The organism is Clavibacter sp. A6099 (assembly GCF_021919125.1).
Lineage (GTDB): Bacteria > Actinomycetota > Actinomycetes > Actinomycetales > Microbacteriaceae > Clavibacter > Clavibacter seminis.
In genome coordinates this window covers 2,457,978-2,473,333 of sequence record NZ_CP083439.1, presented here as the reverse complement: position 1 = coordinate 2,473,333, position 15,356 = coordinate 2,457,978, and the positions used below count along the sequence as shown (strand labels likewise).

At 72.4% G+C, this 15,356-nt stretch carries 15 protein-coding genes; 6 read left to right on the top strand and 9 right to left on the bottom strand.

The genetic code is table 11. The features are described from left to right. The first annotated feature begins 32 nt into the window (after positions 1-32). A complete protein-coding gene (locus KYT88_RS11645; RefSeq protein ID WP_043588617.1) occupies positions 33-1,412 on the top strand; it encodes an extracellular solute-binding protein in 1,380 nt (459 codons plus the stop codon). Beyond that, positions 1,409-2,179, top strand: a complete 771-nt coding sequence (locus KYT88_RS11640; RefSeq protein ID WP_043588615.1) for a glycerophosphodiester phosphodiesterase — start codon at positions 1,409-1,411, stop codon at positions 2,177-2,179. Before KYT88_RS11645 ends, KYT88_RS11640 begins: the two co-directional genes overlap by 4 nt. Before the next feature lie 44 nt (positions 2,180-2,223). Here the strand turns inward: KYT88_RS11640 and trhA are convergent, their stop codons facing one another. Next, a complete protein-coding gene (gene trhA / locus KYT88_RS11635; RefSeq protein ID WP_043588612.1) occupies positions 2,224-2,979 on the bottom strand; it encodes a PAQR family membrane homeostasis protein TrhA in 756 nt (251 codons plus the stop codon). A gap of 81 nt (positions 2,980-3,060) precedes the next feature. Between trhA and KYT88_RS11630 the strand changes: the two genes are divergently transcribed. Continuing rightward, positions 3,061-3,846, top strand: coding sequence for an isoprenyl transferase (locus tag KYT88_RS11630; RefSeq protein WP_043588610.1), 786 nt, complete (start codon positions 3,061-3,063; stop codon positions 3,844-3,846). A 236-nt stretch (positions 3,847-4,082) separates the two neighbouring features. Further along, the gene (gene phoH2 / locus KYT88_RS11625; protein WP_043588715.1) at positions 4,083-5,429 is read left to right on the top strand and encodes an RNA 5'-3' helicase PhoH2; all 1,347 of its coding nucleotides are present in this window, start codon (positions 4,083-4,085) and stop codon (positions 5,427-5,429) included. A gap of 79 nt (positions 5,430-5,508) precedes the next feature. Here the strand turns inward: phoH2 and KYT88_RS11620 are convergent, their stop codons facing one another. From KYT88_RS11620 to xseA, 5 genes are all read right to left on the bottom strand, one after another. Next, the gene (locus tag KYT88_RS11620) at positions 5,509-6,933 is read right to left on the bottom strand and encodes a class II fumarate hydratase (protein WP_081841012.1); all 1,425 of its coding nucleotides are present in this window, start codon (positions 6,931-6,933) and stop codon (positions 5,509-5,511) included. Between the two features lie 82 nt (positions 6,934-7,015). After that, complete coding sequence (locus tag KYT88_RS11615; RefSeq protein WP_043588608.1) at positions 7,016-7,663, bottom strand: carbonic anhydrase; 648 nt, start codon at positions 7,661-7,663, stop codon at positions 7,016-7,018. Beyond that, entirely contained in the window at positions 7,660-8,388 is a 729-nt protein-coding gene (locus tag KYT88_RS11610) for a DUF4245 domain-containing protein (protein ID WP_043588606.1), read from the bottom strand. Before KYT88_RS11610 ends, KYT88_RS11615 begins: the two co-directional genes overlap by 4 nt. A gap of 2 nt (positions 8,389-8,390) precedes the next feature. Next, positions 8,391-8,633 (bottom strand): exodeoxyribonuclease VII small subunit, encoded by a 243-nt coding sequence (locus KYT88_RS11605; RefSeq protein WP_012038920.1) that lies wholly within the window; start codon positions 8,631-8,633, stop codon positions 8,391-8,393. Between the two features lie 10 nt (positions 8,634-8,643). Next, positions 8,644-9,960 carry an exodeoxyribonuclease VII large subunit gene (gene xseA / locus KYT88_RS11600; protein WP_043588604.1) on the bottom strand — a complete coding sequence of 439 codons (1,317 nt, stop codon included), beginning with the start codon at positions 9,958-9,960 and terminating at the stop codon, positions 8,644-8,646. A 102-nt stretch (positions 9,961-10,062) separates the two neighbouring features. Here xseA and KYT88_RS11595 point away from each other — a divergent pair, with 102 nt between their 5' ends. Then, entirely contained in the window at positions 10,063-11,097 is a 1,035-nt protein-coding gene (locus tag KYT88_RS11595) for a 4-hydroxy-3-methylbut-2-enyl diphosphate reductase (protein WP_041465029.1), read from the top strand. After that, complete coding sequence (locus KYT88_RS11590) at positions 11,094-11,936, top strand: DUF6264 family protein (protein WP_043588600.1); 843 nt, start codon at positions 11,094-11,096, stop codon at positions 11,934-11,936. The genes KYT88_RS11595 and KYT88_RS11590 overlap by 4 nt, the downstream gene beginning before the upstream one ends. A 100-nt stretch (positions 11,937-12,036) precedes the next feature. Here KYT88_RS11590 and fbaA read toward each other — a convergent pair whose 3' ends face one another. The 3 genes from fbaA to KYT88_RS11575 form a co-directional block, all read right to left on the bottom strand. Next, the gene (fbaA, locus tag KYT88_RS11585; RefSeq protein WP_043588598.1) at positions 12,037-13,062 is read right to left on the bottom strand and encodes a class II fructose-bisphosphate aldolase; all 1,026 of its coding nucleotides are present in this window, start codon (positions 13,060-13,062) and stop codon (positions 12,037-12,039) included. 105 nt (positions 13,063-13,167) lie between these two features. After that, the gene (locus tag KYT88_RS11580; RefSeq protein WP_043588596.1) at positions 13,168-14,547 is read right to left on the bottom strand and encodes a DNA recombination protein RmuC; all 1,380 of its coding nucleotides are present in this window, start codon (positions 14,545-14,547) and stop codon (positions 13,168-13,170) included. 88 nt (positions 14,548-14,635) lie between these two features. After that, complete coding sequence (locus tag KYT88_RS11575; RefSeq protein WP_043588594.1) at positions 14,636-15,265, bottom strand: 3'-5' exonuclease; 630 nt, start codon at positions 15,263-15,265, stop codon at positions 14,636-14,638. Positions 15,266-15,356 lie beyond the last annotated feature (91 nt).

Below are 15,356 nucleotides of genomic sequence, written 5' to 3'. Positions count from 1 at the left end.
CGCACGACCCGCATCCCGAACCCAGGAGAACCATGCCCATCGATCCCCGCTCGGCCCTCGGCGGCTTCGCCGCCCGCCCGTTCGACCGCCGCAGCGTCCTGAAGCTCGGCGCCGTCCTCGGCGGCACCGCGATGCTCGCCGCCTGCTCCGGCCCGTCGGTCGGCGGCGACACGGCGGCCACCGCGGCCCCCGACACGGACTGGGACGGGATCCAGCCCGCCACCGACATCACGTGGTGGACCACGCACCCCGGCCAGACCTCCGACCTCGAGGCCCAGTTCGCGGCGGACTTCCTCGCGAAGACCGGCATCACCGTGAACGTGGTGACGGGCGGCGCGAGCTACGACGAGATCGCGCAGAAGCTGCAGGCGGCCGCGGGCACCGACAGCATGCCCGACATGGTGAACGCCAGCGACACCTGGTGGTTCCGCTACATGGTGAACAAGCAGTCGATCGCGATGGACGGCCTCATGTCGCACCTCGGCTTCGAGGTCGACGACTTCAACAAGGTGTTCCTCGACGACTACCTCTACAACGGAGCGCGCTACGCGGTGCCGTACGCCCGCTCGACGCCGATCTTCTACTACGACAAGTCGATCTGGCAGAAGGCCGGCCTCCCGGACCGCGCGCCCGACACCTGGGCCGAGCTCGAGGAGTGGGCGCCCGCGATCATGAAGGTCACCGGCGGCAACCCCGCGGTGCGCCTGCCGCAGGGATCCATCGGCACCTGGGCGATGAGCAACGTCCTCTGGGGCCGCGGCGGCCAGTACTCCGACGGCTGGGACCTGAAGCTCGACCAGCCCGAGACGCTCGAGGCGGCCGGATACGCGCGCGGCCTCGTCTTCGACTCCAAGATCGCCAACGTCGCGGCGGCCAGCGGCGACACCGCGGTCGACTTCGCGGGCGGCCTCGCACCCTGCACCATCGCCTCGGCTGGCGCGGTCGGCATCGTCACCGCGAGCGCGAAGTTCCCCATCGGCACGGGCGTCCTGCCGGGCGGCCCCCAGGGCCAGTTCGTCCCCACGGGCGGCACGGGTCTCGCGGTCATCGGCAGCAAGACCAAGGAGCAGCAGCTCGCCGCGGCCATGTTCATCAAGCACCTGACCGAGGTCGACCAGCAAGTCGCCCTGGCGAAGAAGACCGGCTACGCGCCCTCCCGCACCTCGGCGGGCGAGTCGTCCGACCTCACGGGCTTCTGGGCGTCGAACCCGGCCTTCCGCACCGTGTACGACAGCCTCGACCACGTGCGCTCGCAGGACTGGGCGCGCACACTGATCCCGAACGGCGACACGGACCTGCAGCAGCCGTGGTCGCAGATCCTCACGCAGGACGCCGACCCGGCCGCCGTGTTCCCGGCCGCCGCGACGCAGCTCACGTCCGCCTACACGGAGAACGTCGAGCCGTACCTGTGACCGGCGCTCCGCGCACCTTCCTGCTGGCGGGCCACCGCGGCAGCATGGCGGACTGCCCGGAGAACACGATGCTGTCGTTCACGACGGCGGAGCGGGCCGGGGCGGACGAGATCGAGCTCGACGTGCGCCTCACGCGCGACGGGCAGGTGGTCGTGCTGCACGACCGCACGCTCGAGCGCACGGCGGCGGCGCCCGGCCCGCACCTCGACACGCCCGTCGAGGAGCTGACGCTGGCCGAGGTCCGCTCGGTGGACCTCGGCTCGGGCCAGCGCGTGCCGACCCTCGACGAGGTGCTCGACCGCACGCGTGGGCTCGTGCAGGTGGAGGTCAAGGCGCCGGCGGCGGCGGGACCCCTGGTCGCGCTCCTGCGCGCCCGCGGCGACGCCGACCGGGCACGCTGCACGGTCATCAGCTTCCACCCGCAGGCGCTCGTGGACGTGATGGCCGGGCTGCCCGACCTCCCGCGCGGCACGGGCCTGCTCGTCGCCGACATCGACGGCGAGTGGCGCGATGCGGTCGCGCCCACGCGGGCGCGCACCATCATGCTGCCGTGGCGCGGTCTCACGCGGTCGCTCGTGGACGGGCTGCACGACGCGGGGCTCCGCGTGCACGCGTCCCTCCTCGAGGGACCGGGCGAGGTGCGCCGCATCGTGGAGCTCGACGTGGACGCGACCACGGCGAACCACCCCCGGTACGCCCGCGAGCTGCTCGCGGCAAACCCGGGGTTCGTCGCGCGGTTCCCCGGCTTCGGGCGCGCGGGCGCCTGAACGCGGACGCCTGACCCGGCTGCGCAGGCCGGTGCGAGCTCCGGTCAGACGACGGGCGGGTGAGTCGCCACGAGGAGGATGCCCGTCCAGTGGCAGAGGAACGCCACGAGGGTGAACGCGTGGAAGATCTCGTGGAAGCCGAAGCGGCCGGGCCAGGGGTTCGGCCGCTTCAGCGCGTACGCGACCGCGCCCACCGTGTAGGCGAGGCCGCCCGCGAGGATGAGCGTCATCATGGCGGCGTCGGCGCGGAAGAAGTCGACGATGAACGCGAGCGACGCGTAGCCGAGCACGAGGTAGAGCAGCACGTAGAGCCAGCGCGGGGCGTGGATCCAGAACACGCGGAACAGCACGCCGAGCGCCGCCCCCGACCACACCAGCCAGAGCAGCAGCACCGACTTCCCGTGCGGCAGCGCGAGCACGGTGATGGGCGTGTACGAGCCCGCGATGAGCAGGAAGATGTTGGCGTGGTCCATCCGCTTGAGGAGGATCCTCGCCCGCGGCGACCAGTCGAACCGGTGGTAGACGGCCGAGACGCCGAACAGCAGCAGCGACGACGCCACGAACACGGCGCATGCGATCTTCGCCGCGGCCCCGTCGGCGGCCGCGATGAGCACGATCCCGAGCACCAGCGCCACCGGGGTCATGCCCGCATGCAGCCAGCCGCGCCACGTGGGCTTGGGCTCGGGGCCCGCGTCCTGCGCGTCCTCGACGAGCGGGAGGTGGGCGACGTGCGCCTGCTCACCCGACGACGCGTCCTCCGGGCTGCCGAGCGGTCCGGGGGAGGAGGCGTCGCGCGTCATCCTGCGAGTGTAGGACAGCCGTCCACGACGTCGGCCGGGAGGGCGATCCGGCTCCCGGGCGCGTGGGATAGCGTTGCCCCCGTGCGAGAGAAGCCGATCCGACCGTGGCGCGGTCTGCTCTACCGGGCGTACCAGAAGCGCATCCGCCGCGGCCTCGACAGGAACGCGCTGCCGCACCACATCGCGATGATCCTCGACGGCAACCGCCGCTGGGCCCGCCAGCTCGGGCTCGAGTCCGCGGCGCACGGGCACCGCGCGGGAGCGGCCAAGTTCCTCGAGTTCCTCGAGTGGTGCGACGACCTCGACATCAAGGTCACCACGCTGTACCTGCTCTCCACCGACAACCTCACGGGCCGCGGCAGCGCCGAGCTCACGGCGCTCATCGACATCATCGGCGAGCTCGCGGAGGACCTCTCCAAGCACCGCGACTGGCGCGTCAAGCACGTCGGATCCGACGAGGGCCTGCCGCCCGAGCTCATCGCCCGGCTCGACGCCTCCGAGGAGCGCTCCAAGGGCAACGCCGGGCTCCACATCAACCTGGCCGTCGGCTACGGCGGGCGCACCGAGATCGCCGACGCCATGCGCAGCATCGTGCAGCAGCACCACCTCGCGGGCGGCACGCTGGAGGACCTCGCGGCGCTCCTCACCCCCGACCTCATCGGCGAGCACCTCTACACGAGCGGGCAGCCGGACCCGGACCTCGTGATCCGCACCTCGGGCGAGCAGCGCATCAGCGACTTCATGCTGTGGCAGTCGGCGCACAGCGAGCTCTACTTCATGGAGGCGCTGGGTCCGGACCTCCGCGAGGTCGACTTCCTCCGCGCCCTGCGCGACTACTCCTCGCGGCAGCGGCGCTTCGGCTCCTGAGACGCCCGATCCGGGCCGCCGACGCGGTCGGTCGACCGCGCCGGGCAAGAGTTAATGTCCACGACACATCCGGACCCGCGTCGCTCTGGTCATGTCGACGGTGCGCGACGTAGGTTCGCACTCATCGGGCATGGCGCCCGATCGAGAGGGCCGCAGGATCTCTTCTCGCCACCGTGGCCCGATCGCCGTCAGGATCCGAGCGCGACCGCTCGGGGATGGAGTGGCCCGTGGCCCCGATGGACAGCCAGAGCAGCACCGCACGACGCGCGAGCAGGCAGGAGGGGACGCCGCAGGCCGAGCGCACGTACGTGCTCGACACCTCCGTCCTCCTGTCCGACCCGCGTGCGCTCTTCCGCTTCGCCGAGCACGCGGTGGTGATCCCGGTCATCGTGATCACCGAGCTCGAGTCGAAGCGGAACGACCCGGAGATCGGCTACTTCGCGCGCCAGGCCCTCCGCCTCCTCGACCAGCTCCGGGAGGAGCACGAGCGGCTCGACTTCCCCATCGAGGTGGGCGAGGCCGGCGGCACGCTGCGGGTGGAGCTCAACCACTCGAGCATGGCCGGCCTGCCGAACGGCCTGCAGCTGGGCGACAACGACTCCCGGATCCTCGCGGTCGCGCTCAACCTGTCGGCCGAGGGCCTCGCGGTCACGGTCGTCTCCAAGGACATGCCGCTGCGGGTGAAGGCGGCCTCCATCGGGCTGCAGGCGGAGGAGTACCGCGCCGAGCTCGCCGTCGACAGCGGCTGGACCGGCATGGCCGACGTCACGCTCTCCAGCGAGCAGATGGCCGACCTCTACGACGGCGAGTCGCTGCAGACGCGCGTCGTGCAGGACCTGCCCGTGAACACGGGCGTCGTGCTGCACTCCGACCGGGGATCCGCCCTCGGTCGCGTCGTCCGCCGTGGCACCGTCAACTTGGTGCGCGGCGACCGCGAGGTGTTCGGCCTCAAGGGCCGCTCGGCCGAGCAGCGGCTCGCGATCGACCTGCTCCTCGACCGCGAGGTGGGGATCGTGTCCCTCGGCGGCAGCGCCGGAACGGGCAAGTCGGCGCTCGCCCTCTGCGCGGCGCTGGAGGCGGTGCTGGAGAAGCAGCAGCACCGCAAGATCATGGTGTTCCGGCCGCTGTACGCCGTGGGCGGCCAGGAGCTCGGCTACCTGCCGGGCGACGCGGCCGAGAAGATGAACCCCTGGGCGCAGGCCGTGTTCGACACCCTCGGGTCGGTCGTCTCGCAGAACGTCATGGACGAGGTGGTGGAGCGCGGGATCCTCGAGGTGCTGCCGCTCACCCACATCCGCGGGCGCTCGCTGCACGACGCGTTCGTGATCGTCGACGAGGCGCAGTCGCTGGAGCGGAACGTGCTGCTCACGGTGCTCAGCCGCATCGGCCAGAACTCGCGCGTGGTGCTCACGCACGACGTGGCGCAGCGCGACAACCTCCGCGTCGGCCGGCACGACGGCGTCGCGAGCGTCATCGAGACCCTGAAGGGCCACGAGCTGTTCGGGCACATCACGCTCACCCGCTCGGAGCGCAGCGCGATCGCGGCGCTCGTGACGGGGCTGCTCGACGGCGACCCGGTGTGATCCACCCGCCCCGCGCATGACGACGGGCGCCGGTCCCCGAGGGGATCGGCGCCCGTCGGCGTCGGGGAGAAAGCGGCGGCTACAGGCCGGGCGCCGTCATCCGCAGCACGTCGAGGCCCGCATCGAGCTGCTCCTCGGTGATCTCGCCGCGCTCGACGTAGCCGAGGTCGACCACGGCCTCGCGCACGGTCATCTTCTGCGCGACCGAGTGCTTGGCGATCTTCGCCGCGGCCTCGTAGCCGATGATGCGGTTGAGCGGCGTCACGATCGACGGCGACGACTCCGCGAGCGCACGCGCGTGCTCCTCGTTGACGCGCAGGCCGTCGACGGTCTTGTCGGCGAGCAGGCGCGTGGAGGAGGCGAGGATGCGGATCGACTCGAGCAGCGACGAGCCCATGACGGGGATCGCGACGTTGAGCTCGAAGAGGCCCGAGGCACCCGCCCACGCGACGGTGGCGTCGTTGCCGATGACGCGCGCGCACACCATGAGCACCGCCTCGGGGATCACCGGGTTGACCTTGCCGGGCATGATCGAGGACCCGGGCTGGAGGTCGGGGATGTGCAGCTCGCCGAGGCCCGTGTTCGGGCCCGAGCCCATCCAGCGGATGTCGTTGCAGATCTTCGTGAGGCTCACCGCGAGGGTGCGCAGCGCACCGGAGGCGTCGACGAGGCCGTCGCGCGCACCCTGCGCCTCGAAGTGGTCGAGCGCCTCGGTGACCGGCAGGCCGGTGTCGTCCGCGAGCACGCGGATCACCTTCTGCGGGAAGCCGAGCGGGGTGTTGATGCCGGTGCCCGTCGCGGTGCCGCCGAGCGGGACCTCCGCGACGCGGGGGAGCGCGGTGCGCACGCGCTCGATGCCGAGGCGGACCTGGCGCGCGTAGCCCGCGAACTCCTGCCCGAACGTGACCGGGGTCGCGTCCATGAGGTGCGTGCGGCCGGCCTTGACGAGCCCCTTCCACGCCTCGGCCTTGGTCTCCAGCGCCTCCGCGAGGTGCTCGAGGGCGGGGATCAGCTCGGCGAGGAGCGCGCCCGTCACGGCGACGTGCACCGAGGTGGGGAATACGTCGTTGGAGGACTGCGACGCGTTGACGTGGTCGTTCGGGTGCACGGGCTTGCCGAGCGACGCGGTCGCGAGGGCCGCGAGGACCTCGTTCATGTTCATGTTCGAGCTCGTGCCGGAGCCCGTCTGGTACACGTCGATGGGGAAGTGCTCGTGGTGGGATCCGCCCGCCACCTCGTCGGCGGCCGACACGATGGCGGCCGAGACGTCGGCGTCGATGATGCCCATCTCGCCGTTCACGATCGCGGCGGCGCGCTTGATGCGGGCGAGCGCCTGGATCTGGGCGGGCTCGAGCCCGCGGCCGGAGATGGGGAAGTTCTCGACGGCCCGCTGCGTCTGGGCGGCGTACAGCGCATCCCGGGGGACCCGCACCTCGCCCATCGTGTCGTGCTCGATGCGGAACTCGTCCGCGCTGCTCGGGGATCCTGGGGCGATGTCGGCCACGCTGCTTCTCTCCTTCGGGAACGGGTGATGCACCCGGGCCCGTGGGCCGCGGGGGTCTGGGGGGTCAGCGCGGACGGGCCCTCTAGCGAGGGATGTCGCCCACGATGACGTCGGGCACCGCGGTGCCCTCGAGGAGCTTGTAGTTGGCGCCGACGATGGCCAGGCTACCGGCCGCCACCCGGTCGGAGATCATCTCAGACGCCTCCAGCATGCGGGTCACGGTGCCGCGCAGGTGCTGGCGGCCGACCTCGCCCGCGTCGACCTCGCTGGGGACGACGTGGTCGCCCGCGACCCGGCGGACGGCGGGCGCGATGGGCGCGATGAGGTTCGCGATGTGCGGCGGCAGCGCCTCTGCTCCGGGCGCGGCGCTCTCGATCGCGGCGCGCACGGCGCCGCACTCGTCGTGCCCGAGCACCACGATGAGCGGCACGCCCAGCACGGCGACGGCGTACTCGAGGCTGCCGAGCACGGAGTCGGAGATGATCTGGCCGGCGTTGCGGATCACGAAGAGGTCGCCGAGGCCCTTGTCGAAGATGATCTCGGCCGCGAGGCGCGAGTCGCTGCAGCCGAAGAGCGCAGCGACCGGGCGCTGCACGTGGGCCAGGGCGGCGCGGCGCTCGACGTCCTGGCGCGGGTGCTCGGGCGTGCCGGCGACGAAGCGCGCGTTGCCCTCCACCATCTCCGCCCAGACTGCGGCGGGCGCCTGCACGGTGTCGTCCTGATCGGTCATCCCTCGATCCCCTCTCCAGGTGCGGTGGTGCTGGTGGTGCCGTCGGTGCTCGTGTCGCCGCTGCTCGTGGGCGCTGGCGTCGACCCGGCCGGGGCGGTGCGCGCGGCGGCGACCGCGTCGATCGCGGTGCGGAGCTCGTTCGCGTCGGCCGTGCCGTAGATCGCGTAGGTGCTGTCGCCGTCGACGGCGCTCGCGGCCAGGACGACGTTGCCCGGGTCGTCCGCCTGCGAGTTGTCGTACAGGGTCCACTCGAGGCCGCCGATCTCCTCGGAGCTCACCTCGGGCGCCGACTGCAGCGTCTCGTCGAGCCAGGTGGGGTTCGCGTCGATGCCCTGCGAGATCCCGATGTAGCGGTTGCTCGGCGTGATGAGGCCGATGTACCAGACGGCCACGCCGTCGCGGCCGGCCGGGCGGATCTCCGCGTCGTTGCTCTTCCACGCCGTCGGCAGGTCGGGCACCACGAGCGTCTGCGGGAAGCCGCCCTGCGCCTCGGCGGCCGCGGCGCCGTAGTCGACGTCGGGCAGGATCGTGGTGTTCGAGCGGGGGACCAGCGCGACGATCACGGCGACGGTCGCGACCGTCACGATGAGCGAGTAGAGCAGGTTGCGGAACGTCTGCTTGGCGCGGTGGCGGCGGGAGTCGGCGGCCTTGCGGGCGGCGGTCTCCTCGGGCGTCTCCGGTCGGCCGAGCTCGGCGACGACGTTCGGGGTGCGGTCCTTCGCCACGGTCAGCCGGCGTCGGATGCGGTGGTGCGGGCGGCGTCGAGCCGCGCCTTGGCGCCGAGCAGCCACTCCTCGCAGCGGGCCGCGAGGGCCTCGCCGCGCTCCCACAGGGCGATCGACTCCTCGAGCGTGGACGCGCCCTGCTCGAGGTCGTTGACGACGCGCACCAGGGCGTCGCGCGCCTCCTCGTAGCTGAGCTCGGAGACGTCGGGCAGGCGTGCGCCGGTGTCGGCGGGGCTGGTGGGCATGGGGGTGATCCTAGCTTTCGGCGCCGGACGCCGGCCGGGCGTCCGGGGCGGGGGATGCGGGCAGCCGCGCGGCCGACGACGGGATGTCGTCGGTGGGGCCGGTGGAGGTGGCCCCGAGCGCGCCGGCCGCGAGACGCAGCACGAGGCCGGTGCCGTCGGGCGCGTCCTCGGGGGCGCGGAGGGCGGATCCGTCGGCCGTCTGCACGATGGCGTAGCCGCGGTCGAGCACGTGCTGCGGCGAGAGCGTGCGCAGCTGCCGCGACAGCTCGCTCGTCTGCTGCATCCCGCGCTCGACGACGCGGCCGGCGAGCTCCGCGGAGCGCGCGATGTAGCGGCCGAGCTCCTCGGCGCGCGAGTCGACGATCCACGCGGTGCTCGCGAGCACCGGCCGCGACCGCAGCTGCTCGATGCGGTCGATCTCGCCGCGCACCTGCGAGGTGAGGCGCATGCCGATGCGCGCGCGGGCCTGCTGCACGCGCGACAGCTCCTCGGACACGTCCGGCACGACGCGCTTCGCGGCGTCGGTGGGGGTCGATGCGCGGAGGTCGGCTACGTCGTCGAGCAGCGGCCGGTCGGCCTCGTGCCCGATCGCGCTGACGAGCGGGGTGCGGCACGCGGCCGCCGTGCGCACGAGCTTCTCGTCGCTGAAGACGAGCAGGTTCTGGAAGTCGCCGCCGCCGCGCGCGATGACGATGACGTCGACCTCGGGATCCTCGTCGAGCACCCCGATGGCGCGCGTGACCTCGCCCGCGGCCCGGTCGCCCTGCACCGCGGTGTGCACGACGCGGAACCTGACGCTCGGCCAGCGCAGCTGCGCGTTGCGGAGCACGTCCTTCTCGGCGTCCGAGTCCTTGCCTGTGATGAGGCCGATGCAGCCGGGCAGGAAGGGCAGGCGGCGCTTGCGGTCGGCGTCGAAGAGGCCCTCGGCGCGCAGCGTCTGGCGCAGCCGCTCGAGCCGCTCGAGCAGGTCGCCGAGGCCGACGTGGCGCATCTCCAGCACCTGCATCGTGAGCGTGCCGCCCTTGACCCAGTAGTTGGGCTTCACGAGCGCGACCACGCGGGCGCCCTGCCCGAGGTCGGCCGGGATCTTCGCGCGCACCGACGACCAGACGGTGAAGCTGATGGTGGCGTCGACGTCGAGGTCCTTGAGCTTCCCGTAGACATTGCCGCCGGATCCGCCCCACTGGGTGATCTCGCCCTCGACCCAGGCGGTGCCGAGCCGGTCGATCCAGCCCTTGATCTTGCCGGACAGCACCGAGACGGGCCACGGCGCGTCGACCGTCGGGGCATCTGCCGCGGGCATGGACACGCTGCGCGTCTCGCTCATGGCTCCCCCACTCGTCGCCCAGCACGGGCGCTTAGACTCGGGACTGTGACTACAGCGACCACTGACCAGCGACTCGTGGGAGCACCCGTCGTCAGCCTGTCGATGCCGCGGATGCCCGGCGTCCGCAACAGGCTCAAGGATAACCCGGTGGCAGGGCCCAAGAAGGTCCTGCTCGCCGCACCGCGGGGCTACTGCGCCGGCGTCGACCGCGCGGTCGTGGCCGTCGAGAAGGCGCTCGAGCGCTACGGCGCCCCCGTCTACGTGCGGAAGCAGATCGTCCACAACGTGCACGTCGTCTCGACGCTCGAGCGCATGGGCGCGATCTTCGTGGAGGAGGTCGACGAGGTGCCCGAAGGCGCCCACGTCGTCTTCAGCGCGCACGGAGTCTCGCCGGCCGTCGTCCAGGGCGCGGCCGACCGCGGGCTCCAGGCCATCGACGCGACCTGCCCGCTCGTCACCAAGGTCCACCGCGAGGCCGTGCGCTTCGCGAAGGCCGACATGCAGATCCTCCTCATCGGCCACGAGGGCCACGAGGAGGTCGAGGGCACCGCGGGCGAGGCGCCCGAGCAGACCATCGTCGTCAACTCCCCGGAGCACGCCGACGTGATCGAGGTCAAGGACCCCGACAACCTCGTCTGGCTCTCGCAGACCACGCTGTCGGTCGACGAGACGATGGAGACGGTCCGCCGACTCCGCGCCCGATTCCCGAACCTGCAGGACCCGCCGAGCGACGACATCTGCTACGCCACGCAGAACCGTCAGGTCGCCATCAAGAAGGTCGCCGTCGACGCCGACCTCGTGATCGTCATCGGATCCGCGAACAGCTCCAACTCCGTCCGTCTCGTCGAGGTCGCGCTCGAGTACGGCGCCAAGGCGTCCTACCGGGTCGACTACGCGTCCGAGGTCAAGCAGGAGTGGCTCGACGGCGTGAACACCGTCGGCGTCACGAGCGGCGCGTCCGTGCCCGAGGTCCTCGTGCAGGAGCTGCTCGACGACCTGGCCGACGCGGGCTACGGCGACGTCACCGCGGTCGTCACGGCCGAGGAGGACCTCGTCTTCTCGCTCCCCAAGGAGCTGCGCAAGGACCAGTCCGGCAACACGGACTCCCGCGCCATCGGCGGGCGCACCCGCGCGTGAGCGACGACGACGGCGCGCGCCGTCCCGGTCGACCCGCTCCGCGCTACGGCGAGTACGCGTCGTCGTCGACCTCGTCCTCGTCCTCTTCGTCGAAGGACGCTGGGCTGTCCGAGGCGGATGCGCGCATCGTCGCGGAGGCTGCCGAGTACCGCCGGGCGCAGGCCGAGCGCGATGCCCCCGCGTCCGCCGGCCGCGGCAGGAAGCCCGGTAGGTCGGCCGCCCCGCAGACCCTCGCCGAGCAGATGGCCGAGGAGCGGAAGGCCGCGCGCGAGCGTCAGCAGGCGGAGCGCCGCGACGCCGAGAAGGCCGCGGCGGATGCCCGTCGCGTCGCCGAGAAGGCCGCCGCGGCCGAGCGCCGGGGCACGCGCCGTGCGCCGGGCATCGCGTCCACGCCGGATCCCGCCGCCTCCGCCCCGGGCACCCGCCCCGAGCGCCCCGGCTACCTCGCCGGCCAGGAGCCGCGCCGCGCACCGCGTCGCTTCGACGCGGCCATCACGGTCGGCCTGCTCGCCGCGGGCCTCGTGAACGTGGCCGGCAGCATCGGCGCGAACGCGGATCCGTCGCAGGCCATCAACCAGTCGTACGCGCTCTTCGGCGGCGGCACCTACGAGGTGACCCCGCAGACCTCCGTCATCGGCATAGCGGTCAACGTCGTGAACATCGTCGTCTTCGTGCTCGCCGCGTGGATCTCGCTCGAGCTCGTGAAGCGCAAGCGCCTGGCCTTCTGGGTGCCGATCGTCGGTGCGGTGGTGGCCACCGTGATCACGAGCGTGCTCGTGCTGACGCTGATCGTCCAGGATCCGGCGTTCCAGCAGATCATGTCGAGCCGCGGGCCCTGACGCGCCCGCATCCTCCTGCGCGCATGACGGCGGGGCCGGTCCTGGTGGACCGGCCCCGCCGTCGTTCGCGTGCTGCTGCCGCGCGTCGCGCTGCGTCTGGCTAGCTCTGCGACTTCCCGTGCGAGCCGAGCTGGCGCGTGGCCTCGACGACGCGGGCGGCCATGGCCGACTCCGCCGTCTTGCCCCAGGCGCGGGGGTCGTACGTCTTCTTGTCGCCGACCTCGCCGTCGACCTTGAGGAAGCCGTCGTAGTTCCGGAGCACCGAGTCGGCGATGGAGCGGCTGAACGCGTACTGCGTGTCGGTGTCGATGTTCATCTTCACGACGCCGTTGCGCACGGCCTCGGAGATCTCGTCGTCGGAGGAGCCGGATCCGCCGTGGAAGACGAGGTCGAACGGCTTCTCGCCCGTGCCGTACTTCGCGGCGATGCCGTCCTGGATCTCCTTGAGCAGCGCCGGGCGCAGCTGCACGCCGCCGGGCTTGTAGACGCCGTGGACGTTGCCGAAGGTGAGCGCGGCCATGTAGCGGCCCTTGTCGCCGAGGCCGAGGGCCTCGACCGTGGAGATCGCGTCCTCGAGGGTCGTGTAGAGGTGCGAGCCGGTGTCGTGGCTGACCCCGTCCTCTTCGCCGCCGACGACGCCGATCTCGACCTCGAGGATCGCGTTGATCGCCTTCATGCGGGGGAGCAGGTCCGTCGCGATGTCGAGGTTCTCGTTGAGCGGGATGGCGGATCCGTCCCACATGTGCGACTGGAAGATGGGGTTGCGGCCCGCGCGGACCTCCTCCTCGCTGGCCTCGATCATGGGGATGACGAAGCCGTCGAGGGCGTCCTTCGGGCAGTGGTCGGTGTGCAGCGCGACGGTGATGGGGTAGTTCTTGGCGACCTCGGTGGCGAAGCGCGCGAAGGCGAGGGCGCCGGCCGCGCGGTTCTTCACGGTGTGGCCGGAGAAGTAGTCGGCGCCGCCCGTGGTGACCTGGATGATGCCGTCGGATCCGGCGTCGGTGAGCCCCTGGAGGACCGCGTTGATGGTCTGCGACGACGAGACGTTGACGGCCGGGTACGCGAATCCGCCGGCCTTGGCGCGATCCAGCATCTCGGCGTACTGCTCGGGGGTTGCTACGGGCATGGTGCATCTCCTTCGGCGGATCCACGGCGACGCCGTGCGGCTGTCGCGGGATCCTGATCGGCCGGCGGATGGAGTCGTGCGGCCGGGCCCCGCGTGCTCGCCACTCTACCCAGCGGGGGTGCCAGCGGCCGGGGCGGGCGGGCGCGTGAACTCGTCCGCGGTGAGCTCCCGGGTGGTGGCCTCGAGCGGCTCGAGCGTGCCGATGACCTTCGACTCGTCGAGCCGGGTGAGGCGGCGGGCGGTGGGGAGCACCTGCCGCTCCAGGGATCCGACGACGCGGTTGTAGTCGCCCACCGCGCCCGTGAGCGAGCGGCCGAGCTTGGCGATGTGCTCGCCGCTGGTGGCGAGGCGCGCGTGCAGCTCGCGGCTGAGGTCGAAGAGCTGCTTCGCGTCTTCCGTGAGCACCTCCTGCTGCCAGCTGAAGGCGACGGTCTTCAGCACCGACCACAGCGTGACGGGGGAGGAGAGCGCGACGCGGCGGGAGAACGCGAACTCCATGATGCTCGGATCCGCCTCCAGCGCCGACGACACCAGCGACTCGCTCGGGATGAACGCGATGACCATCTCGGGGCTCGCGTCGAGCCCCTCCCAGTACGCGCGGCTGCCGAGGGCCGTGATGTGGTCGCGCACCGCCTGCACGTGCTGCTTCATGAGCGCGTCGCGCCGGGCGCCCTCGGGCCCGGTGGCGGACGCGGGGATGGCGCTCGCCTCGAGGTACGCGGTGAAGGGCGCCTTCGCATCCACCGCGATGTGCTTGCCGCCGGGCAGGTGCACGACCATGTCGGGCCGGCCGACGCCCTGCGCGGTGGAGACGGAGGTCTGCACATCGAAGTCGACCCGGTGGATGAGGCCCGCCGCCTCGACCACGCTCCGCAGCTGCGTCTCGCCCCACACGCCGCGCGTGCTGTTGGAACGGAGCGCGGACGCGAGCGTCTCGGCCGTGGCGCGCAGCCGCTCCTCCGCCTCGGTGGCGCTCCGCAGCTGCTCGCTCAGCTCGCCGTGCTGCTGCCGCCGCTGCTCCTCCAGCTCATGTACCTTCGCCTGCACCTGCTTGAGGCTCTCGGCGACCGGGCTGAGCGCGGTGAGCACGCGGCCGTCCTCCTCGGTGCGGGCGACCTCGGCGCGCTGGATCTCCCGCAGCCGGGTCTGCAGCTCCGCGATGCGGTCCTCCTGCTGGCCGATCTGCTCGCGGAGGTGGGATTCCTGCGCGTCGAGCCGCTCGCGGTGCAGCGCGTCTTGCGTCTGGGCGCGCTCCGCGAACTGCGCGGTGGTGTGGGCGACCTGCTCCTCGGCGAGCCGCTCCGTGCGATCCAGCTGCTCGCGCAGCGCCGTGACCGTGGCCTCCGCGGCGGCGAGGCGCGCGGCCTCGCCCGCGCGACCCGGCGCATCCACCCCGGAACGGGCGCGCGACACGGCGAGCCCGACCACCGCGCCCACGGCCAGGCCGATGACGAGGCCGACGAGCAGGGCGATGACGGGATCCATGCGTGCAGTGTGCCAGCGGCCCCCGACACGGCCGGGACGCGGGGCGCGCGCCCGAGGGACGGATCCGGCGGGGTGCGCCTGGGGAGGATCAGGCCCAGTCGATGGGCGGCGTCGCGGCGGCGGACGCCTGCGTGACGGTCTGCGTGCGCGGCGCGCCGATGCGGCCGAGGCCCACGCCCGCGGCCTCCGCCAGCCCGGCGATCGACGCGGCGCCGTGCCGTCCGGCCGCGTGCACGACGATCGCTGCGCACGCCCGTGCGTCCGCCAGCGCCTCGTGGTGCGAGAAGTCCTCGAAGCCCGCGGCCCGCGCGGCGACCGGCAGCCGGTACGAGTCGAGCGCGTAGGTGCGACGCGCGACCTGGAGGCTGCAGAGGTAGGAGTACGGCGGCGTGATGAGCGCGGTGGCCTTGCACGCGCCCTGGATCACGCCCATGTCGAAGCGCGCGTTGTGGGCGACGAGGTGGTCGTCGCCCGCGAAGGCCATGAGGCGCGGCAGCTGGTCGGCCCAGCCGTCGGCGCCGGCCACGTCGTCCTCGACGATGCCGTGGATCCGCGTGTTCCAGACCGAGAAGGTGTCGTGCCCCGCCGGCGGCCGGATGAGCCAGGACGCGGTCTCGACGACGACGCCGTCGCGCACCTTCACGAGACCCACCGAGCACGCGCTCGCCGACGAGTTGTTGGCGGTCTCGAAGTCGATCGCGGTGAAGTCCAACGGCATGGGTTCGAGTGTTCCACGCACGACCGACGCCGGATCCCGGGACAGCCCAGCCCGGCGCGGGCGGGGGAGGAGCCGGAGGGCCCCGTACGAT